Origin of the sequence: Methylobacterium amylolyticum (assembly GCF_030700245.1) — a bacterium.
In the GTDB taxonomy this organism is placed as follows: domain Bacteria; phylum Pseudomonadota; class Alphaproteobacteria; order Rhizobiales; family Beijerinckiaceae; genus Methylobacterium.
In genome coordinates this window covers 178,211-197,435 of record NZ_JAUYZI010000002.1, presented here as the reverse complement: position 1 = coordinate 197,435, position 19,225 = coordinate 178,211, and the positions used below count along the sequence as shown (strand labels likewise).

Annotated in this window: 20 protein-coding genes; 10 read left to right on the top strand and 10 right to left on the bottom strand. The window is 73.5% G+C overall.

Annotated elements, in window-relative coordinates:
* Positions 1 to 191: 191 nt before the first annotated feature.
* The 4 genes from Q8W71_RS02685 (at position 192) to Q8W71_RS02670 (ending at position 3,295) form a co-directional block, all read left to right on the top strand.
* Positions 192 to 1,526: a dicarboxylate/amino acid:cation symporter gene (locus Q8W71_RS02685; RefSeq protein WP_305523760.1), complete on the top strand. Its 1,335-nt coding sequence runs from the start codon at positions 192 to 194 to the stop codon at positions 1,524 to 1,526.
* Between the two features lie 119 nt (positions 1,527 to 1,645).
* Positions 1,646 to 2,497, top strand: coding sequence for a bifunctional allantoicase/(S)-ureidoglycine aminohydrolase (locus tag Q8W71_RS02680; RefSeq protein ID WP_305523759.1), 852 nt, complete (start codon positions 1,646 to 1,648; stop codon positions 2,495 to 2,497).
* Positions 2,494 to 3,009, top strand: a complete 516-nt coding sequence (locus Q8W71_RS02675; protein ID WP_305523758.1) for an ureidoglycolate lyase — start codon at positions 2,494 to 2,496, stop codon at positions 3,007 to 3,009. Before Q8W71_RS02680 ends, Q8W71_RS02675 begins: the two co-directional genes overlap by 4 nt.
* A 94-nt stretch (positions 3,010 to 3,103) precedes the next feature.
* Positions 3,104 to 3,295, top strand: a complete 192-nt coding sequence (locus Q8W71_RS02670; protein WP_305523757.1) for a hypothetical protein — start codon at positions 3,104 to 3,106, stop codon at positions 3,293 to 3,295.
* Between the two features lie 444 nt (positions 3,296 to 3,739).
* Here Q8W71_RS02670 and flbD read toward each other — a convergent pair whose 3' ends face one another.
* The 8 genes from flbD to Q8W71_RS02630 form a co-directional block, all read right to left on the bottom strand.
* Positions 3,740 to 5,110, bottom strand: coding sequence for a sigma-54-dependent transcriptional regulator FlbD (flbD, locus tag Q8W71_RS02665; protein WP_305523756.1), 1,371 nt, complete (start codon positions 5,108 to 5,110; stop codon positions 3,740 to 3,742).
* Between the two features lie 70 nt (positions 5,111 to 5,180).
* A complete protein-coding gene (gene fliN, locus Q8W71_RS02660) occupies positions 5,181 to 5,513 on the bottom strand; it encodes a flagellar motor switch protein FliN (RefSeq protein ID WP_305523755.1) in 333 nt (110 codons plus the stop codon).
* 24 nt (positions 5,514 to 5,537) lie between these two features.
* Entirely contained in the window at positions 5,538 to 6,131 is a 594-nt protein-coding gene (locus tag Q8W71_RS02655; protein WP_305523754.1) for a FliH/SctL family protein, read from the bottom strand.
* Positions 6,128 to 7,171, bottom strand: coding sequence for a flagellar motor switch protein FliG (locus tag Q8W71_RS02650; RefSeq protein ID WP_305523753.1), 1,044 nt, complete (start codon positions 7,169 to 7,171; stop codon positions 6,128 to 6,130). Before Q8W71_RS02650 ends, Q8W71_RS02655 begins: the two co-directional genes overlap by 4 nt.
* A 15-nt stretch (positions 7,172 to 7,186) precedes the next feature.
* Positions 7,187 to 8,812, bottom strand: coding sequence for a flagellar basal-body MS-ring/collar protein FliF (fliF, locus tag Q8W71_RS02645; RefSeq protein WP_305523752.1), 1,626 nt, complete (start codon positions 8,810 to 8,812; stop codon positions 7,187 to 7,189).
* Positions 8,813 to 8,993: 181 nt separating this feature from the next.
* Positions 8,994 to 9,269 (bottom strand): CtrA inhibitor SciP, encoded by a 276-nt coding sequence (gene sciP, locus Q8W71_RS02640; protein WP_142585083.1) that lies wholly within the window; start codon positions 9,267 to 9,269, stop codon positions 8,994 to 8,996.
* A gap of 91 nt (positions 9,270 to 9,360) precedes the next feature.
* Positions 9,361 to 10,047: a flagellar hook assembly protein FlgD gene (locus tag Q8W71_RS02635; RefSeq protein WP_305523751.1), complete on the bottom strand. Its 687-nt coding sequence runs from the start codon at positions 10,045 to 10,047 to the stop codon at positions 9,361 to 9,363.
* Between the two features lie 62 nt (positions 10,048 to 10,109).
* Entirely contained in the window at positions 10,110 to 11,810 is a 1,701-nt protein-coding gene (locus Q8W71_RS02630; protein ID WP_305523750.1) for a flagellar hook-length control protein FliK, read from the bottom strand.
* A gap of 239 nt (positions 11,811 to 12,049) precedes the next feature.
* Here Q8W71_RS02630 and mnmA point away from each other — a divergent pair, with 239 nt between their 5' ends.
* The 4 genes from mnmA to Q8W71_RS02610 all read left to right on the top strand — a co-directional run bounded on the left by mnmA (position 12,050) and on the right by Q8W71_RS02610 (position 16,297).
* Positions 12,050 to 13,204, top strand: coding sequence for a tRNA 2-thiouridine(34) synthase MnmA (gene mnmA / locus Q8W71_RS02625; protein ID WP_305523749.1), 1,155 nt, complete (start codon positions 12,050 to 12,052; stop codon positions 13,202 to 13,204).
* 51 nt (positions 13,205 to 13,255) lie between these two features.
* Positions 13,256 to 13,909: a class I SAM-dependent methyltransferase gene (locus Q8W71_RS02620; RefSeq protein ID WP_305523748.1), complete on the top strand. Its 654-nt coding sequence runs from the start codon at positions 13,256 to 13,258 to the stop codon at positions 13,907 to 13,909.
* The gene (locus Q8W71_RS02615; protein WP_305523747.1) at positions 13,906 to 14,703 is read left to right on the top strand and encodes a TVP38/TMEM64 family protein; all 798 of its coding nucleotides are present in this window, start codon (positions 13,906 to 13,908) and stop codon (positions 14,701 to 14,703) included. The genes Q8W71_RS02620 and Q8W71_RS02615 overlap by 4 nt, the downstream gene beginning before the upstream one ends.
* Before the next feature lie 85 nt (positions 14,704 to 14,788).
* Complete coding sequence (locus tag Q8W71_RS02610; protein WP_305523746.1) at positions 14,789 to 16,297, top strand: sensor histidine kinase; 1,509 nt, start codon at positions 14,789 to 14,791, stop codon at positions 16,295 to 16,297.
* Positions 16,298 to 16,300: 3 nt separating this feature from the next.
* Here Q8W71_RS02610 and bioB read toward each other — a convergent pair whose 3' ends face one another.
* Positions 16,301 to 17,320: a biotin synthase BioB gene (gene bioB, locus Q8W71_RS02605; RefSeq protein ID WP_305523745.1), complete on the bottom strand. Its 1,020-nt coding sequence runs from the start codon at positions 17,318 to 17,320 to the stop codon at positions 16,301 to 16,303.
* Positions 17,321 to 17,410: 90 nt separating this feature from the next.
* Here bioB and Q8W71_RS02600 point away from each other — a divergent pair, with 90 nt between their 5' ends.
* Together Q8W71_RS02600 and Q8W71_RS02595 are read left to right on the top strand one after the other, a co-directional pair.
* Positions 17,411 to 17,554, top strand: a complete 144-nt coding sequence (locus tag Q8W71_RS02600) for a hypothetical protein (RefSeq protein ID WP_305523744.1) — start codon at positions 17,411 to 17,413, stop codon at positions 17,552 to 17,554.
* 193 nt (positions 17,555 to 17,747) lie between these two features.
* A complete protein-coding gene (locus Q8W71_RS02595; protein ID WP_305523743.1) occupies positions 17,748 to 18,116 on the top strand; it encodes a helix-turn-helix domain-containing protein in 369 nt (122 codons plus the stop codon).
* A 63-nt stretch (positions 18,117 to 18,179) separates the two neighbouring features.
* On the opposite strand, the gene Q8W71_RS02590 is transcribed toward Q8W71_RS02595, so the two are convergent.
* Complete coding sequence (locus Q8W71_RS02590) at positions 18,180 to 19,064, bottom strand: fumarylacetoacetate hydrolase family protein (protein WP_305523742.1); 885 nt, start codon at positions 19,062 to 19,064, stop codon at positions 18,180 to 18,182.
* Positions 19,065 to 19,225: the final 161 nt, after the last annotated feature.

Genomic DNA, 19,225 nt, shown 5'->3' with positions numbered 1-19,225 from the left:
TTCGTTTCAATCGAAACATAAGAAATATTTGACGTCTAGATCGCGCGGGACGATGGTGCGGGACCAGCGTTCGCGCCCCATCGCGCCGCGCGGAACCGCGACGACGCCACGTCGCCTCGACAGCAACCCCGACGCATCCGAGCCGCGCAGTCGGGGAACGCAAAGGCTCCACAGGATCCAGGGAGGTTCCGATGAGACGCTTCTTCGCGTCGCTGTTCGGGCAGGTCGTCGCTGCCCTCGTCCTCGGCGTCGTCCTCGGCGTCGTCTGGCCGGACTTCGCCGTGGCGCTCAAGCCGCTCGGCGACGTGTTCATCAAGTTCATCAAGATGGCGATCGCGCCGCTGGTCTTCGGCGTCGTCGTGCACGGCATCGTCGGCGCCGGCGACCTGCGCAAGGTCGGCCGCGTCGGGCTCAAGGCGCTGATCTACTTCGAGGTGGTGACGACCATCGCCCTCGCGCTGGGCCTCGCGCTCGCCTACCTGTTCGCCCCCGGCCAGGGGATGAACGTCGATCTGGCGAGCCTGGATGCCAAGTCGATCGCCGGCTACACCGAGCGCGTCGGTCAGGTCACGGGCACCGTCGACTTCCTGATGAAGCTCGTGCCGACCACGATGGTCGACGCCTTCGCCAAGGGCGACATCCTCCAGGTCCTGATCATCGCGATCCTGTTCGGCGCCGGCCTGTCGCTCCTCGGGGAGCGGGGCAAGCCGCTGGCCGACAGCCTGGAGCGCATCACCGAGGTCCTGTTCAAGATCATCGGCTTCATCGTGCGGCTCGCCCCCCTCGGCGTGCTGGGGGCGGTCGCCTTCACGGTCGGCAAGTACGGCATCGGCTCGCTGAAGCAACTCGGCATGCTGGTGGCGCTGTTCTACGCGGGGGTGGCGTTCTTCGTCCTCGTGGTGCTCGGCGGCATCATGCGGATGGCCGGCTTCAGCATCCTGAAACTGCTCGCCTACCTGCGCGAGGAGCTGATGGTGGTGGCCGGCACGGCCTCCTCGGACAGCGTGCTGCCGCAGATCATGCGCAAGCTGGAGCGGCTCGGCATCAAGGACTCGACCGTCGGCCTCGTGATCCCGACCGGCTACTCGTTCAACCTCGACGCCTTCTCGCTCTACCTGACGCTGGCCTGCGTGTTCATCGCCCAGGCGACCAACACCGACCTGTCCTTCGGCCACCTGATGCTGATCCTCGGCATCGCGCTCCTGACCTCGAAGGGCGCGCACGGGGTGCCCGGCTCGGCGATCGTCGTGCTGGCCGCCACCCTCTCGGCGGTGCCGGACATCCCGGTGATCGGGCTGGTCCTCGTGCTGTCGATCGACTGGTTCGTCGGCATCGCCCGGGCGCTCGGCAACCTGATCGGCAACTGCGTGGCCACCGTGGTGATCGCCGCCTGGGAGGGCGACATCGACCGCGCCCAGGCCCGCCGCGTCCTGAACGGGGAGGTGGAGACCGACACGGCGGCGATCCTCGAAGCGCCCGTGGAAGCGCCCCTGGAAGCACCCCTGGCGCGACCCCAGTCCGCCTGACGGGCGCGCCCGATGCCCCCGCGGTCCGGCCCGACCGGACCGCGGGCCCACCCGGATCCACGCCGCCGCGCGGCGGCCCGCCCCGCCACACCGACAGCCCCAACCCTCGGAGAATCCCCATGACCGCATCGACGACCGCATCGACGTACAACCCCGCCTGCGGCGGACTGCCGTCCCAGACGATGCTGATGACCGGCCGGGCGGTGTTCACGGACGCCTACGCCGTCATCCCCCACGGCGTGATGAGCGACATCGTGACGAGCCTGCTGCCGGGCTGGGAGGGGACCCAGGCCTGGATCCTGGCGCGGCCCCTGTCGGGCTTCGCCGAGACCTTCGCGCAGTACTTGATGGAGGTCGCCCCCGGCGGCGGCAGCGAGCGGCCCGAGCCCGACGCGGGGGCGCAGGGGGTGCTGTTCGTGGTCTCGGGCACCCCGAGCCTCGTCCTCGAAGGGCGGACCCACGCCCTGCGCTCCGGCAGCTACGCCTACCTGCCCCCGGGCGCGCGCTGGAGCCTGCTGAACCGCGGCGCCGAGCCGGCCCGCTTCCACTGGGTCCGCAAGGCCTACGAGCGCGCGCCGGGCCTCGACGTGCCGGAGGCCTTCGTCACGCACGAATCCGAGATCGCGCCCTCCGGCATGGTCGGCACGGACGGGGCCTGGGCGACCACGCGCTTCGTCGCCTCCGACGACCTGCGCCACGACATGCACGTCAACATCGTCACGCTGCGGCCCGGCGCCTCGATCCCGTTCGAGGAGACCCACGTGATGGAGCACGGGCTGTTCGTGCTGGAGGGCAAGGCGGTCTACCGCCTCAACCGCGACTGGGTCGAGGTCGAGGCGGGCGACTTCATGTGGCTGCGCGCCTTCTGCCCGCAGGCCTGCTACGCGGGCGGCCCCGGCCCGTTCCGCTACCTGCTGTACAAGGACGTGAACCGGCATCCCGCCCTGGCCCTGCGCGGGCCGGCCCGATGAGCGGCGCGGGCGACAGGACGCTCGTCGCGCAGCCCCTGACCGCGGCGGCCTTCGCGCCGTTCGGCGCGGTGATCGACCGGGCGGGGGCGGAGCCCCGCTCGATGAACGCGGGGCACGCGCGCCGCTTCCACGACCTCGCGGAGATCGAGGTCGCCGGGGAGGGCGGGCGCGCGGTGATCGGGCTGGTGGAGGCGCAGGCCTACGCGCTGCCGCTCCGCCTGAGCCTCGTCGAGCGCCACCCGCTGGGGGCGCAGGCCTTCGTGCCGCTGAACGCCGCGCCGTTCCTCGTGGTGGTCTGCCCGGACGAGGGCGGCCGGCCCGGCCGGCCGCAGGCCTTCGTCACCGCGCCCCACCAGGGGGTCTGCTACGCCCGCGGCACGTGGCACGGGGTGCTGACGCCGTTCGGGGCGGCCCAGGATTTCGTGGTGATCGACCGGGGCGGGCCGGGAGTGAACCTGGAGGAGCACGTGTTCGAGGACCCCTGGACCGTGACCCTTCCGGGCGCCGCTTGACGCGCGGACGCGCTCTCGCGCCGCGACGCGGGCTTCTGTCGCAGCGCCGCGGCCGGCTCTTCCGGGTTGCCCGGTGGCCAACTGGGAGATCCGCATGGCCACCAAGTCCGACGTGACGACCTACACCGTGAAGCAGGCCCTGGCCGCCAGGGTCGAGGACCATATCGAGATCGCGGTCGAGGCCGAGGACGGGACCAAGCTGAAGCTCAAGGCGAGCGCCGACCAGCTCGACGCCCTGGTCGGCGATCTGGAGACCATCCTGGACGCCGACGACGCGGCGGCCTGAACCGCGGTGATCGAACGGACCCGGCGCGCGCGCCGGGTCCTGAGAGCCGGTCTGATACCGCTTCCGGGTGAACCGTTCGGTAACCTGGGCCCACGCCGTCATCGCGAGCCGTAGGCGAAGCGACCCAGGGCAGCGCGCGGTTTGAGACGGTGGCGCCCCTGGATTGCTTCGCTCCGCTCGCAAAGACGGAGAGCGTCGATCCCGAACCCTTCAGCCGGAAGCCGTATGACCAGCGATCTCGGGCTGGATCGTCGAGGGCGTCGGCAGCCATGAGGCAGGCCAGGGGGCCGGTTACCACGTCGAGGCGCCCGGCGCGCTCGCCCGGCAGGCCGCCCCGGCGGCTGATCCAGCCGCAACGGCGCTCGACGACGCGGCGGCGCATGCCGGGCACATGGCATCGGTCCCGGCAGCGCTCGGCCGTGGAGATGCTCGGACGGCTCTCGGTCAGCCGCAGGCCGCGCGGGTGCGGACGCCGCCCGGGTCGGCGACCTCCAGGCCGGCGGCGACGTACTCGTTGAGCTTGTTGCGCAGGGTCCGGATCGAGATGCCGAGGATCTTGGCCGCGTGCGTGCGGTTGCCGAGGCAGTGGTCGAGGGTGTCGAGGATCAGGTCGCACTCGACCTGCGCCACGGTGCGCCCCACGAGGCCGCGGGTGACCGCCTCCGCGGCCTGCGCCGCGCGGGCGGCCGTATCCTGGGCGGGCCGCGCCTCCAGCGCCTCGCCCTCGGGCGTCAGGATCGCCTCGGGGCCGATCTCGGAGCCGACGGCGAGCAGCACCGCCCGGTGCAGCGTGTTCTCCAGCTCGCGCACGTTGCCGCGCCACGGGTTGCGCAGCACCAGCGCCCGCGCTTCGGCGCCGAGCGGCCGCGCCGGCAGGCCGTTCGCCTCGGCGTATTTCCGGGCGAAGTGGGCGGCGAGTTCGAGGATGTCGGCCGGGCGCTCGCGCAGGGGCGGCAGGCGCAGGGCGACGACGTTGAGCCGGTAGAGCAGGTCCTCGCGGAAGGTGCCCTTGCGGACCTCCTCGGCGAGGTTGCGGTTCGAGGTCGCCAGCACCCGGATGTCGACCTTGACCGGCGCGGTGCCGCCGACCCGGTCGATCACCCGCTCCTGAAGCGCCCGCAGCAGCTTGGCCTGCAGGCGCACGTCCATCTCGGAGATCTCGTCGAGCAGCAGCGTGCCGCCGTTCGCCTCCTCGAACCGGCCGATGCGGCGGGCCACCGCGCCGGTGAACGCCCCCTTCTCGTGCCCGAACAGCTCGGATTCGAGCAGCGCCTCGGGGATCGCGGCGCAGTTGACCGACACGAACGGCTTGGCGGCCCGGTTCGACTTCTGGTGGACGTGGCGGGCCAGCACCTCCTTGCCGGTGCCGCTCTCGCCGGTGATCAGCACCGACGCCTCCGAGCGGGCGACCTGCTCGGCGAGCTTGACCACCCGCTCCATGGCCGGGTCGCGCCAGACGAAGGCGGCGCGGTCGGCGGCGACCGCCTCCAGCACCGCGGCGATCAGCGCGGGGTCGGGGGGCAGCGGGATGTATTCCCGGGCGCCCGCGCGGATCGCGGCGACCGCGGCGCCCGCGTCGGCGGAGACCCCGCAGGCCACGACCGGGGTGCGGATCCGCTCGGCCTCCAGCGCCCCCACGAGGTCGCGCACGGCGAGCCCGACATCGACCATGATCAGGTCGGCGCCCCGGGCGCGCAGCACGGTCAGGCCCTGCGCGATGCCGTCAGCCTGCGTCACCGCCGCGCCGCGGGACATGGCGATCTTCGAGGCGGTGATCAACTCGCCGTTGAGCCGCCCGATCATCAGGAGCCGCATTTTCTCTTGTCCTTATGCGCTCGGATCTCGTCGCGACGGCCCTCGGGGGCGCGCCGCGAAGTCCAAAAAACTATTCGCCCTTGACGATCTCGGTCATGGTCACGCCGAGGCGCTCCTCGACGAGGACGACCTCGCCGCGGGCGACGAGGCGGTTGTTGACGAAGATGTCGATCGCCTCGCCGACCTTGCGGTCGAGTTCCAGCACCGCGCCGGGGCCGAGCCGCAGCAGGTCGCCGATCGGCATGCGCGCGGCGCCGAGCACCGCCGAGACCATCACCGGCACGTCGAAGAGCTGCTCCAGGTCGGCGGCGGTCTTCGGGGTGGTCGGCGCGTCGCGGATCGAGTCCGGCGCGAAGTCGGTGTCGTGGTCGCCGAGCTGGGGGAGGCTGAAGTCGTCGGACATGGTTCGGGGCCGTCGTTCCGGGTCTCAGGGAAGGGCGGGCAGGCCGAGGGCTTCGGCGACCGCCGCCTCGATGCGGGCGCGCTCGCGCACGACGCCGCCGTCCGCCCACTCGATGCGGGCGTCGCCGGGGGCGATGTCGGGGGCGCCCAGCACCACGAGGCGCCCCTCGTAGCCGCGCTCGCGGGCGAGCCGCCGCATCAGCGCCTCGGCCTCCTCGACGAGGCTCTCGTGCACCCGCACCACGAGGTGGGGCACCCCGCGCAGGTGGTGGAGCGCGGCGCGGGCCGCCTCGCCGATCCCGGCGAGCGGGGCGGCCTCCAGCGCGTCGCCCGCCACCTTCCGGGCGATCAGCACCGCCACCTCCGCCGCCTGCGCCTCGCGCTCGGCGTCGCGGGCGTCGGCCTGGGCGAGGAGCCCGGTCGCGGCGAGCGCGAGGCGGTTCAGCGCGTCGGCGAGGCGGCCCTGCACCTGCGCCTCGGCCTGGAGCCGGCCCTCCTGCACGCCGCGGGCGTGGGCGGCCGCCTCGGCCTGGGCCGCCGCCTCGGCGGCGCGCAGGGCGTCGGCGCTCGGGCGCGGCCGGCGGAAGTCGGTCTCGAACAGGAACGGCGTGGCGTTCAATAGACCAGCTCCTCCTCGGCGCTGTTCTTGGCGATCATGATCTCCCCCTTCTCGGCGAGGTCCTTGGCGATCTCGGTCATCTTCGCCTGGGCCTCATCCACCTCCTTGAGGCGCAGGGGTCCGAGCGAGGTCATCTCGTCGGTGAGGTTCTTGGCGGCGCGGGTCGACATCTGCCGCATGAAGAAGCCGCGGGTCGCCTCGTTGGCGCCCTTCAGCGCCCGGCAGAGCGTGGCGGAATCGATCTTGCGCATCAGCGTCTGGACGCTGCCGGGATCGAGCTTCAGGAGGTCCTCGAAGGTGAACATCAGCTCGCGGATGCGCTTGGCCGAGCCGCGGTTGGCCTGATCGAGGGCGGCGAGGAAGCGCCCTTCCGTCTGGCGGTCGAAGGCGTTGAACACGTCGGCCATCAGCTCGTGCGCGTCGCGGCGCTGGGTCTGGGCGATGGTCGAGACGAACTCGACGCGCAGGGTCTCCTCGATGTGGCGCAGGGCCTCCTTCTGCACCGTCTCCATCCGCAGCATCCGGTTGAGCACGTCGATGGCGAATTCCTCGGGCAGGATGGTCAGCACCTTGGCGGCGTAGTCGGCGCGCACCCGGGACAGCACCACCGCCACCGTCTGCGGGTACTCGTTGCGCAGGAACGACGCGAGGATCTCCGGATCGACCTGGGCGATCGACGCCCAGACCCGCTTGCCCGAGGCACCCTTGATCTCGGCCATGATCAGCGAGACCTGCTCTGTCGGGAAGATCTTCAGGAGCAGCGCCTCGGTGCGCTCGAAATTCGAGGAGATGCCGCCGCTGTTGCCGAGCTTGGTGACGAACTCGATGATCAGCTTCTCGACGGTCTGTGCCTCCAGGGTGCCGAGCTGCACCATGGCGTGGCTGACCTTCTTGATCTCCTCCTCCTCCAGCAACTGCCAGATCGGCGCGCCCTCGCTCTCGCCGAGCATGAGCAGCAGCGCCGCGGCGCGCTGCGGCCCGGGCATGTTCGCGAGCCCGCCGCCCATCTCCTGAATCGCCGTGCCGAGGCCCGCCGCCATCGCCGTTCCAGCCCGCTACTCTTCGTGGATCCAGGCGCGCAGCACTTCCGCCGTCTCGGCGGGGCTCGCGCGCACCATGTCGACCACCCGCTGCACCGTCTCGGCCTGGACCTGGCCGTTGATCTTCGCGAACTCCATCAGCCGCGCGGTCGGGCTGTTGGGATCGATCACCGTCGCCGCGCCGCCGGGCGCGGCCAGAGCCGTCGCCAGGGCGGCGTCGATGCTCGCGGGCCCGGCCAGAGCCGCCTCCGGGGGCGGGGCCAGCACCTGCCGCAGGAGCGGGCGCACCACCGCGAGCAGCACGATCAGGGTCAGCAGCGCCAGCACGGCGAGTTCCCCCATCCGCAGCGCGTCCTCCTTGGTGGGCGCCAGCAGCGACTGGATCAGGCTCGGCTCCGCGAATTGCGGCACGCTCGGGCTCTCGGCGAAGCGCAGGTTGACCACCTCGATCTGGTCGCCCCGGGCCTTGTCGAAGCCCACCGCGCTGCGCACCAGGGCGGTGATGCGCTCGATCTCCGCGGCGGGCCGCGGGCTGTAGGTCTGCTTGCCGTCCGGGCCGGTCGCGTAGACCCCGTCGACCACCACCGCCACCGACAGGCGCTTGATCCGGCCGCCCTCGGCGATCTCGGTCTTGGTGACGCGGGAGATCTCGTAGTTGGTGGTCTCCTCGTTCTTGTTGGAGGAGTCCTTCGGGGAGGGCGGCGCCTTCTCGGTGCCCGCGCCCGGCAGCTCGTTGCCGACGCTGACCTGACCCTCGGGGCCGCCGGAGAGCGTCGCCTCGGTGCGGGTCTGGGCCGAGCGCACCACCCGGCTCTCGGGATCGAAGGTCTCGGAGCGGCTCTCGATCCGGTTGAGGTCGAGTTCGGCGTTGACCTGCACCCGGGCGCGGCCGGGGCCGACGATGCCGGCGATCACGTCCTCGATCTGCCCGCGCAGGCGCCGCTCCAGCCCGACCTGCCGGTCCTCGAAGCCCTCCGCCCCGGCATTCGCGTCGCGGGCCCCGTCGGCGAGCAGCCGGCCGCGCTCGTCGACGATCGACACCCGCTCCGGGCGCAGGCCCTCGACCGCCGAGGAGGCGAGGTGGCGGATGGCGCGCACCTGCCCGGGATCGAGGTCGCCCATCAGCTTCAGCACGATCGCGGCGGAGGGCGCCTCGCGGTCGCGCTCGAACAGGCGGCGCTCGGGCAGGACGAGGTGGACGCGCGCCGCCTGAACGCGGCCGATGGCCCGGATCGAGCGCGCGAGCTCGCCTTCGAGCGCCCGCAGGTGGTTCACGTTCTGGACGAAGTTGGTGGACGAGAACGCGTCGCCCTTGTCGAAGATCTCGTAGCCGACGCCCCCTTGAGCCGGCAGGCCCTTGCCGGCCAAGTCCATGCGCAGCCGCGCGAGGTCGCCCCGCGGCGCCAGGATCGTCTGCCCGGCGTCGCCCCGGGTCTCGTAGCGGATGCCGCGGGCGTCGAGGTCGCGGATCACCGCGCTCGAATCCTGCATCGACAGGTCGGAGAACAGCACCCCCATGTCGGGGCGCGACACCCGCAGGATGATGAAGGCGAAGAAGCCGATCAGCATCAGCGTCACCGCCGCCATCGCCGCGAGGCGGGCCGGTCCGAGCTTCGTGACGAGATCGAGGACCGGCTTCACGGGCGTGTTCGCTGCAACTCGACGCGGGCGCCCCAGCGGCGCTCGGCAGAAATTGCCCGGAGCGTGGTTAGCGAGGCGTTAATGCCGGCCCGGGATTCCTGAACGCGACGAAGCCGCGCCGAGGGGATCGGGCGCGGCTTCGCGGTGGTCGGCAGGGTCCGGCGGGCGGCGCCGGGTCCGGTCAGTGGCGGTAGTGCTGGATGCGCGTGGTGCGCAGCCCGGCGAGCCCGTGCTGGTCGATGGAGAACTGCCAGCTCAGGAATTCCTCGGTGGTCAGGGTGTAGCGCTTGCAGGCCTCTTCGAGGCTCAGGAGCCCCCCGCGCACGGCGGCCACCACTTCCGCCTTGCGGCGGATCACCCAGCGCCGGGTCGAGGGCGGCGGCAGATCGGCGATCGTCAGGGGGCTGCCGTCGGGCCCGATCACGTACTTCACGCGCGGGCGGTGGGGTTCGGTCATGATACGCTCTACACTCGACTGACCTGTCGAGAGTCGAAGGTACTTGTGTCCGCCTAAGAGATGGTGAAGCGGATCACTCGCATGTGATTCGTCAGGTGCCACTTGTGGACAACCCGATGGTCTGAACGCTCGACAGGGGCACCTTCTGGGAGCCGATCGTCAGCACCGGGCTGGCGCCGGAGAGGTCGACCCCGTCCACCGTGCCGGTCACCGCGGTATCGACGCTCACGGTCGCGCCGGTGGCGTCGGTGGCGGCGACCTTGATCGTGTAGGCGCCGTCCGGCGCGCTCATCCCCGCGGCGGTCTTGCCGTTCCACGTGAAGGTCTGGCTGCCGGCCGCGAGCGCCTTGGTCTGCGTGGCGACCACGTTGCTCTTGGCGTCGAGGATGGTGATGGTCGCCTTCGCGGCGGCGCGGGCTGGGTTCAGCGTCCAGGTCGCCGAGCCCTCGGCGAGCTGCCCGCCGAGGCCGTCGGCGGTGACCGTCTTGCCGATGTAGCTCGTGGCCGAGGCCGAGCTCGCCGCCTTCGACGCGGAGAGGATGCTGTCGAGCCGGTCGTTGGACTTGAGCTGCTGCTCGACGCCGGCGAACTGCACCAGTTGCTGCGTGAACTGGTTGGTGTCCATCGGGTCGAGCGGGTTCTGGTTCTTGAGCTGCGTGGTCAGCAGGGTCAGGAACTGGGTGAAGTTGCCGGCGATCTCCGACGTGTTGGCGGTGCCGGAGGTCGTCGCGGTGCCGGAGGCGGTGGTGCTGGCGAGGCTCGAGATGCCGGAGGTCATGGCTGGGTCTCCCGGGGCGCGGCCGGGCCGCGCGAGGTTTCGTGGTCGGGCCGGTGCGGCCCTCAGATCCGGATGTCGAGGCCGCCGTAGCCGCGCAGCAGGCGCAGCGGCGCGACCTCCTGGGCGGCCTCGGAGGCCGTCTGCGCCCAGGCGCCGCCGCGGGGCTGGCCGCCCCACGCGTCCCCGCGCTCGTTCCCCTGGCCGCCCGCGCCCCCGTCGCCGCGCAGCGACAGGTTGAGCCCGCCGCCCGAGGGGTCGAGGCCGGCCTGCGACAGGGCCTGCTGCAACTGGCCCGCGTCGCGCTGGAGCAGCGCCAGGGTCTCCGGCCGGTCGACCACGAGGTGGGTCGTCACGGTGCCCCGGGCCTTGTCGATCTCCAGCTTGACGTCGATGCGCCCGAGTTCCGCCGGGTCGAGGCGGATCTGGAACTCGCTGGAGCCGGCCAGCGAGCGCAGGCCGATCGTCATCGGCACCTGCCCCATCGGGATCGGCGGCGCGGCCTGGGCGGCGGGCGCGGCCTGGGGCACGGGGGCCTGGGCGCTGCCTGCATGAGTCGCGGCCGGGGCGGTCGCGGCCGCCGGGGCGGGCGTGCCCTGGGCCGATCCCGAGGCCTGCGCGGCGTCGCCCCGGCCCGCATCGGCGAGGGCGGACAGGACGTCGCCCGTCTCCGCCGCCTCGCCCCGCGGCCTGTCGCGGCCCGCGGCGACCGAGCCCGCGGCCTGCGGCGCACCGGCGGCGTCCGCGGGCGACGCGCCGGCACCCGCCGCGCCCGCCTGCCCCGGAACCTGCCCCGGCGCATGGCCCGGCGCTTGGCCCCCTGCCTGACCCGGGAGTGCCCCCGGAACCCCGGGCGGGACCCCGGCGGCGCCCGTCCCACCCGCGCCGCCGGGGACGTCCGGGGCGAGCGCCTCGCCCTCCGTCCGGGCGCCGGTGGCGCCCGCACCCCCGCCCAGGATCGTGAGCAGGGCGAGCAGCCCCGAAGGCGTGCCCGGGGTGGCCTGCGCGGTCTCCCCTTCGGTGTCCTCCGCCGCGTCGTCCGATGCCCGTTCGGCGGCCAGCGCGGTCGCGCCGGCCTGCGCCTGGGCCGGTTCGGGCGTCGCATCGGCCCGCGGCTTCGCCGCCCCGGCGCCCGGGGGCGCCTGCCGGGCGTCCGCTTCCGTCGGCCGCGCGGCATCGCCGTCCGGGCGCGCATCCGCGGAGCGGTCGTCGGTGCGGGACGCGGCTTGCCGCGCCGTCCGGTCCGGTGTTGTCGTCTCGGTCCTGCCCGGCGTCGCCCGGGTGCGATCCGCGGCCGCGTCCCGCTCCGCGGCGCCAGACTCCGCGCTGCCGACCGCCGCGCGCGCCGCGGCGTCCGAGGTCCGCTCCGCCGCCCACCGGTCGCGCCCCGTCGCGAGCCGAGCCCGGTCGGTCCGCGCGTCCTGGGCGCGGTCGGTCTGGGCGCGGTCGATCTGGGCGCGATCGGTCCGAGCCCGGTCGGTCCTTGCGCGGTCGTCCTGGGTGCCGACGCCCTGCGCGCGCGCATCCCGGCCCCGGGCATCCTGCGTCCTGATATCCTGCGTCCGGGCATCCTGGGCCCGCGCGTCCCGGGCGCGGTCCAGCCCGCGCGCGTCCCGGTCCCGGGCGTCCGTCAGCATCTCGCCGAAGCGATCGTGCACGATCTGTCCCGCCCGGGCGGCGGTGCCGGCGTCCCGATCCGCCGCCGCGGCGCGCGCGGCCGGCATCCGGGCCGCCGCATCCAACCGGTCCGTCGCAACTGCCGCCATGCGCCCGCTCCCCGCCCGCCCTCCGAGCAAGCCGTGCGCCAGACCCCGGCTTTCGCTAAGGTACTCGTATCGCAGAAAGAATCGTGGGCGCGCCGGAGCGGGCCGCCCGCGCGGGGGCCGAAGCTGCCGATTCCCCGGCAGGATCTGCCGGGCACGCGGTTTCCAGCGGGCCGCGCAGCGGCTATAGACGCGTCCGGCGGCCGGAGCCTCACGGGCGTGGCCGCCGGACCCGGCCCCCGATGAACGCCCTCGACCTCCCGAAGCCCCCGCACGAGACGCGCGTCGTCGTCGCCATGTCCGGCGGCGTCGATTCCACCGTGGTCGCCGGCCTGCTCAAGCGCGGCGGCTTCGACGTGGTCGGCGTCACCCTCCAGCTCTACGACCACGGGGCGGCGACCCACCGCCGCGGCGCCTGCTGCGCCGGCCAGGACATCCGGGACGCCCGCGCGGCGGCCGACCACCTCGGCATCCCGCACTACGTGCTCGACTACGAGGACCGGTTCCGCGACGCGGTGATCGACAAGTTCGCCGAGAGCTACCTCGCGGGCGAGACGCCGATCCCCTGCGTCGAGTGCAACCGCACAGTGAAGTTCCGCGACCTGCTGGGGCTCGCCCGCGACCTCGACGCGGACGCGCTCGCCACCGGTCACTACGTCGCCAGCCGGGCGCTGCCCGGGGGCGGGCGGGCGCTCCACCGCGCCCAGGACCCCGCCCGCGACCAGAGCTACTTCCTCTACGCCACGACGCCCGAGCAGCTCGCCTTCCTGCGCTTCCCGCTCGGCGAGATGGGCAAGGACGAGACCCGCACGCTCGCCCGCGACCTCGGCCTGTCGATCGCCGAGAAGCCGGACAGCCAGGATATCTGCTTCGTGCCCCAGGGCCGCTACAGCGACGTGATCGCCCGGCTGCGCCCCGACGCGGCGCGCCCGGGGGAGATCGTCGACCTCGGCGGCCGGGTGCTCGGGCGCCACGAGGGCATCGTGCACTACACGGTGGGCCAGCGCCGCGGCCTCGGCCTGTCGGGCCCCGAGCCGCTCTACGTGGTGCGCCTGGAGGCCGAGGCCGCCCGCGTGGTGGTCGGCCCCCGCGCCGCGCTGGCCACCACCCGGATCCGCCTCGCCGACCTCAACTGGCTCGGCGACGGGCCGGTGGAGGCGGTGCGCGACCTGCCCGTGGCGGTCCGGGTGCGCTCGACGCGCCCGCCCCGCCCCGCGACGCTCTCCGTCGACCCCGCCACCGGCGCCGCCGAGGTCGTCCTGGCCGAGCCCGAGGACGGGGTCTCGCCGGGGCAGGCCTGCGCGATCTACGCCGACGACGGCCCGCGGGCGCGGGTGCTCGGCGGCGGCACGATTCGCCGGGTCGACGCGTTGTCGGCCCGGCCGCAGGCGGCGTGAGCCCCCGCGGACCCCGCACCCCGAACCCCTCCGCAGGAACGTCCCAAAAACATGCTGAGCGAGCCGCAGGTGGCCGGGCCGAGCACGGCCCTGATGCGCAAGGCCTACGCCCGCTGGGCCCCCGTCTACGACGTGGTCTACGACAAGCTGACCGAGCCGGCGGCCCGGGCCGCGGTGGAGGCGGCGGCCGTCCACGGCTCCCGCATCCTGGAGGCCGGCGTCGGCACCGGGCTGGCGCTCGGCTACTACCCGAAGGGCAGCTTCGTCTGCGGCGTCGACCTGTCCGAGGACATGCTCCGGCGCGCCCGCGCCAAGGTCCGCCGCCGCGGCCTCGCCCACGTGCGGGGCCTCCAGGTGATGGATGTCTGCCACCTCGGCTACGCGGATGCGAGCTTCGACGCGGTGGTGGCGCAGTTCCTGATCACCCTCGTGCCCGACCCCGAGGCGGCGCTGTCCGAGTTCCTGCGGGTGGTGCGGCCCGGCGGCGGCATCGTGCTCGCCAACCATTTCGGCCAGAGCGACGGGCCGGTGGCCCGGGTCGAGGAGATCGTCGCCCCGCTGTGTACGAAGATCGGCTGGTCGTCCGACTTCAAGGCCACGCGGATCGAGGCGTGGGCCCGCCGCAACGGCGTCGAGGTGGTCGGCCTGAAGCCGACCTTCCCGGGCGGGTTCTTCAAGATCCTGCGCATGCGCAAGCCGGGGTGAGCGCCGGGGCGCCAAGGGGCGCGGGGCCGGCTCCGGAGCCGGAGAGCCGGTGGCGGCGCCTGCGGCGCTGGCTGCCGCTGGCGGTGCTCGTCTGCGTCTCGGTGGCCGCCCTGGTCTCGGGCGCGGCGCACCTGCTCAGCCTCGACCGGCTGCTCGCCTCGCGGATCTGGCTGCGCGGCTTCGTCGAGGCCGACTATGCCCGCGCCCTGGTGGCGGCCTACCTCGTCTACGTCGGCGCGGTGGTGGTCTCGGTGCCGGCGACCCTGGTGCTGACGATGCTCTGCGGCTTCCTGTTCGGGATCGTGCCGGGGGCGCTCACCGCCGTCGCCGCCGCGACCACCGGGGCGGCGATCGTCTTCGCGATCGGCCGCGGCCCGGGGGCCGACCTGCTGCGGCGGGCCGGCGGCACCCGGATCGAGGCGCTGGCCGCGGGCTTCCGGCGCGACGCCTTCGGCTACATCGCCACCCTCCGGCTGCTGCCGCTGTTCCCGTTCTGGATGACCAACCTCGCCCCGGCCGCCTGCGGGGTGCGGATGCGGGTGTTCGTCGCCGCCACGCTGCTCGGCCTCCTGCCCGGCGCGTTCGTCTACGCCGCCACGGGGGCGGGGATCGAGGACGTGGTCGCCGCCCACGAGAGCGCCAAGGCCGCCTGTCTCGCCGGGGGCGGCCTCGCCTGCGACTATGCCCTGTCGCCGCGGGCACTGGTGACGCCGAAGATGCTCGCCGGGCTCGGGATGCTCGCGCTGTTCGCCCTCGGCACCGTCGCTGTGGGCCGGCGCGTGCGGCGGGACTGAGGGGCTTGCAACCGGGGCCGTACGCGGCGCGTAAAGGTGAGTTGGGAACGAATCCAAGTTTCGCACCCCTCGAACGGCGCCGTCCATGTCCTCCTCCGCGGCCGAAGCCGGCCAGACGTTCCACCGGGATCCGGGATCCGAGACGGACCGCGACGCGGTTCCACCCGCGCGTCCACCCGCGCGCGCGGGCGCGGCGCCGGACGGGGGGCGCACCGGCCGCCTCGGCCTGTCGGGCCGCCTGTTCCTCGTCACCGTCGCCTTCGTCGCGGTGGCCGAGGTGCTGATCTACGTGCCGGCGGTCGCCAACTACCGGGTCGAGTGGATGGAGGACCGGCTCGCCGCCGCGCAGGTGGCCGCCCTCGTTCTCGACGGCCGCGAGGGGGAGGGGCGCGAGCCGGTCTCGGGCGCCCTGGAGAGCCGGCTGCTGGCGGGCGTCAACGCCCGCGCCATCGCCGTGCGCGGCGCCGGCGCGCAGCGGCTGCTGGCGATCGATCCCGTCCCCGACACGGTGGCGGACACGGTCGACTTGCGCACGGTCACCGCCTGGGGGGCGATCCGCGGGGCGTGGCGCACCCTGGTCGCCCCGGTCCACGAGCCGATCCGGGTGGTCGGGCAGGGCGGCCCCGGCTTCGACCGGGTCGAGATCCTCCTCGACGAGGCCCCCCTGCGCACGGCGATGGTCGACTACGCCCTGCGCCTGCTCGTCTCCTCGCTGATCATCGCCGCCTCGGCGGCGGGCCTCGTCTTCGTGGTGCTCCAGGTGCTGATCGTGCGCCCGGTGCGGCGGCTCGCCACCAGCATCACCGCCTTCGCCGACGCCCCCGAGGATGCCGAGCGGATCATCGTGCCCTCGCGCCGCAGCGACGAGATCGGGCAGGCGGAGGTGGCGCTGGCGCGGATGCAGCGCGGGCTGGCCGACCAGCTCCGCCAGAAGCGGCGGCTCGCCGAACTCGGCCTCGCGGTGAGCAAGATCAGCCACGAGCTGCGCAACCTGCTCACCGGCGCGCAGCTCCTCGGCGACCGGCTGGAGGGCACCGCCGACCCGACCGTGCAGCGCGTGGCCCCGCGCCTCGTCGACACCATCGCCCGGGCGGTGCGGTTCTGCGAGGGGACGCTGGCCTACGGCCGCGCCACCGAGCCCGATCCGCGGCGCGCCCGCGTGCCCCTGGCGCCGCTGTTCGCCGACCTGCCGGATATCGCCGCCCTCGCCGCCCGCCCGGTCGCCGTCCGCGTCGAGGCCGGGGACCTCGCGGTCACCGCCGACCCCGAGCAACTGTCCCGGGCGCTCGCCAACCTCGTGCGCAACGCGGTGCAGGCCCTCGACGGCGCGGCGGGCGAGGCCCCCGAGGTGCGGGTGACGGCCGGGCGCGACGGGCCGGGCCGCGTGACGATCCTGGTCTCCGACAACGGCCCCGGCCTGCCGCCGCGGGCGCGCGAGAACCTGTTCGCGCCGTTCCAGGGCTCGATGCGCTCCGGCGGCACCGGGCTCGGCCTGCCGATCGCCGCCGAGCTGATCGGCATCAACGGCGGGACGCTGGGCCTCGACGCCACCGAGGCCGGCACCCGCTTCCGGATCGTGCTGCCGGAGGGCTGAGCGCTACTCGGCCGCCGCGAGCGCTTCCGGCGCGACCGGCACCCGGATGCCGAGATCGGCGAGCAGGGCCACGTCCGCGTCCTCGCCCGCGTTCGGCGTGGTCAGCAGGCGCTCCCCGTAGAAGATCGAGTTCGCGCCCGCCAGGAAGCAGAGGGTCTGCGCCTCGCGGCTCAGCCCCTTGCGGCCGGCGCTGAGGCGCACGCGCGCGCGCGGCATGGTGATCCGGGCGGTCGCGCACATCCGCACGAGGTCGAAGGGATCGACCGGCGGCTGGTCCTCCAGCGGCGTGCCGGGCACGGCGACGAGCGCGTTGATCGGCACGCTCTCCGGGTGGGGGGCGTGGTTGGCGAGCACCTGGAGCATCGCCGCCCGGTCGGTCACGCCCTCGCCCATGCCGACGATGCCGCCGCAGCACACGCCGATCCCGGCCGCGCGCACGTTCTCCAGGGTCCTCAGGCGGGCGTCGTAGGTCCGGGTGGAGATGATGTCGCCGTAGAAGTCCGGGCCGGTATCGAGGTTGTGGTTGTAGGAGGTCAGCCCGGCCTCCGCGAGGCGTCCGGCCTGGGAGGGCGTGAGCATGCCGAGCGTCACGCAGGCCTCCATCCCGAGGCCGCGCACGCCGCGCACCATCGCCAGCACCGCGTCGAATTCCGGCCCGTCCTTGGGCTGGCGCCACGCCGCGCCCATGCAGAAGCGCTGCGCCCCCGCGGCCTTGGCGGCCCGGGCCTCGGACAGCACCGCCTCGACCGCCATCAGGCGCTCGCGGGGGACGAGCCCCTGGCCCTTCTCCGCGCCCTTGTGGTGGGCCGATTGCGGGCAGTAGGCGCAATCCTCCGGGCAGCCGCCGGTCTTGATCGACAGGAGCGAGGCCCGCTGGATGTCGGCCGGGTCGTTGTGGCGGCGGTGGATCTCGGCCGCCCGGAACACGAGGTCCATCAGCGGCAGGTCGTGGATCGCCCGGATCTCGGCCACGCTCCAGTCGTGGCGGATGTCGGTCGTCTGCGGGTCGGCGGCTTCGCTCATGCCTTCCCTTGAGGAAGATCGGCGGTCAAAAATCAAGCCTCGACCGTCTTGAACATGGGCCGGGCTCCGCCGCTCGCGGACAGTGCGGCGATGGACGACATCACGGTCGAGATCGAAGAGGCCGAGCGATCGATGCTGCTCGTCCAGATCGGAACGCCGGCAGGCGCCATCCGAGTCGTCGGGCAAGTCTCGATGCGCGATGGCGTCCTGATGGTCCAAGAAGCCCATATCTGAGGTCTGTCGCCCGGTGCGCTTGGCCGGGCCGGCCTGAATGCGATCGGTTGGAAATTGCTGGAGGTCGCCGATGCCCGAGCGGTTGTCATTGAAGGACGTGCTCGCACGACAGGGCGAAACGCGGGAGCGATCCCCCGCCCCATCCGGTTCCCCCGCTAGCTATTTCCTCTCCGCCCGGGATGTCCCGCGCCCCGTGGACGCGATCCGCCTGCTCGCGTCCTTCGGCTTGGGCCTGAACGAAGGGCGTCGGACCTTCGACCGCCTGTTCACGAGCGGCGGTGCGGCGGTCACCCTGATCGTCGCCGAGGGGCGCGATCCGGTGGGGGACCTCGCCGCCCTCGGGATCACGGCGCGCCCGCTGCGGCGGCCGGAGGTCCGGGTCGCCGAGGTCCGCCGGCTGCTCGGCCTGTCGCAGGCGGAGTTCGCGACCCGGTTCGGGCTCGAACTCGACACGGTGCAGAACTGGGAACAGGGCCGGAACCGGCCGGATCCCGCGGCGATGGTCCTGCTCAAGGTGATCGAGCAGAACCCGGCCGCCGTCGACGCGGCGCTGGCCGGCTGAGCCCCGGCCACATCCCTCAAACCCGCACCCGGGCCGCCGGGCCGCCGCCGAGTCCCAAAAGAATCAGTTCGTCGGCTCGCCCGCGGCGGCCTTGGCTGTCCAGGCGTCGAAGGCCACGACCTTCTGGCGCTGCTCGCCGAGACCGGCGATGCGCAGGGTCATCGTGTCGCCCTCCTTGAGGAAGCGCGGCGGCTTCATGCCGAGCCCGACGCCCGGGGGCGTGCCGGTGGTGATCACGTCGCCGGGCTCCAGCATCATGAAGTGCGACACGTAGGCGACGATCTGGGGCACGTCGAAGATCATCGTCGCGGTCGAGCCGGTCTGGCGGCGCTCGCCGCTCACGTCGAGGCTCATCGCGAGGTTCTTCAGGTCCGGGATCTCGTCGAGGGTGACGAGCCAGGGGCCGAGCGGCCCGAAGGTCGGGGCGCTCTTGCCCTTCGTCCAGGTGCCGCCGCGCTCGGTCTGCCACTCGCGCTCGGACACGTCGTTGCAGATGCAGGCGCCGGCGACGAAGTTGAGCGCCTCGTTGGCGTGGACGTAGCTCGCGCGGGTGCCGATCACGATCGCGAGCTCCACCTCCCAGTCGGTCTTGGTGGAGCTTTTCGGGATGATCACCGTGTCGTTCGGCCCGCACAGGGACGAGGGCGCCTTGTTGAAGATGATCGGCTCGGACGGGATCGGCGAGCCGGTCTCCGCGGCGTGGTCGGCGTAGTTCAGGCCGATCGCCACGACGTTGCGGGTGCCGCCGACGCAGGGGCCGAGGCGGGTGTCCGGCGGCACGAGCGGCAGGGAGTCCGGATCGAGCATCCGCAGGCGGGCGAGCGACTCGGGCGAGAGCGCCGGGCCCGCGATGTCGCGCACCAGCCCCGAGAGGTCGCGGTAGCCGCCCCGCGCGTCCACGAGTCCGGGCTTCTCGTCGCCGATCGCGCCGTGGCGGATGAGCTTCATCAGACTCGCTCCCGAAGTGTCGTCTTGCGCCGGTCCAGCCGGCCGCCGGGACCTTTAACGCCCGCGGGCCCGGGCGCAAGCACGCGGCGGGGACGGCGCGCGGGCGGTCCTCGTGCAGGAAAGTGCCGCACGGCGCCGGCGCGTCGCCGCGGTGTGATGAC

Coding starts and splice junctions, on each gene's coding strand:
- Q8W71_RS02685 (WP_305523760.1), top strand. CDS start 192: ATGAGACGCTTCTTCGCGTCGCTGTTCGGGCAGGTCGTCGCTGCCCTC.
- Q8W71_RS02680 (WP_305523759.1), top strand. CDS start 1,646: ATGACCGCATCGACGACCGCATCGACGTACAACCCCGCCTGCGGCGGA.
- Q8W71_RS02675 (WP_305523758.1), top strand. CDS start 2,494: ATGAGCGGCGCGGGCGACAGGACGCTCGTCGCGCAGCCCCTGACCGCG.
- Q8W71_RS02670 (WP_305523757.1), top strand. CDS start 3,104: ATGGCCACCAAGTCCGACGTGACGACCTACACCGTGAAGCAGGCCCTG.
- flbD (WP_305523756.1), bottom strand. CDS start 5,110: ATGCGGCTCCTGATGATCGGGCGGCTCAACGGCGAGTTGATCACCGCC.
- fliN (WP_305523755.1), bottom strand. CDS start 5,513: ATGTCCGACGACTTCAGCCTCCCCCAGCTCGGCGACCACGACACCGAC.
- Q8W71_RS02650 (WP_305523753.1), bottom strand. CDS start 7,171: ATGGCGGCGGGCCTCGGCACGGCGATTCAGGAGATGGGCGGCGGGCTC.
- sciP (WP_142585083.1), bottom strand. CDS start 9,269: ATGACCGAACCCCACCGCCCGCGCGTGAAGTACGTGATCGGGCCCGAC.
- Q8W71_RS02635 (WP_305523751.1), bottom strand. CDS start 10,047: ATGACCTCCGGCATCTCGAGCCTCGCCAGCACCACCGCCTCCGGCACC.
- Q8W71_RS02630 (WP_305523750.1), bottom strand. CDS start 11,810: ATGGCGGCAGTTGCGACGGACCGGTTGGATGCGGCGGCCCGGATGCCG.
- mnmA (WP_305523749.1), top strand. CDS start 12,050: ATGAACGCCCTCGACCTCCCGAAGCCCCCGCACGAGACGCGCGTCGTC.
- Q8W71_RS02620 (WP_305523748.1), top strand. CDS start 13,256: ATGCTGAGCGAGCCGCAGGTGGCCGGGCCGAGCACGGCCCTGATGCGC.
- Q8W71_RS02610 (WP_305523746.1), top strand. CDS start 14,789: ATGTCCTCCTCCGCGGCCGAAGCCGGCCAGACGTTCCACCGGGATCCG.
- bioB (WP_305523745.1), bottom strand. CDS start 17,320: ATGAGCGAAGCCGCCGACCCGCAGACGACCGACATCCGCCACGACTGG.
- Q8W71_RS02600 (WP_305523744.1), top strand. CDS start 17,411: ATGGACGACATCACGGTCGAGATCGAAGAGGCCGAGCGATCGATGCTG.
- Q8W71_RS02590 (WP_305523742.1), bottom strand. CDS start 19,064: ATGAAGCTCATCCGCCACGGCGCGATCGGCGACGAGAAGCCCGGACTC.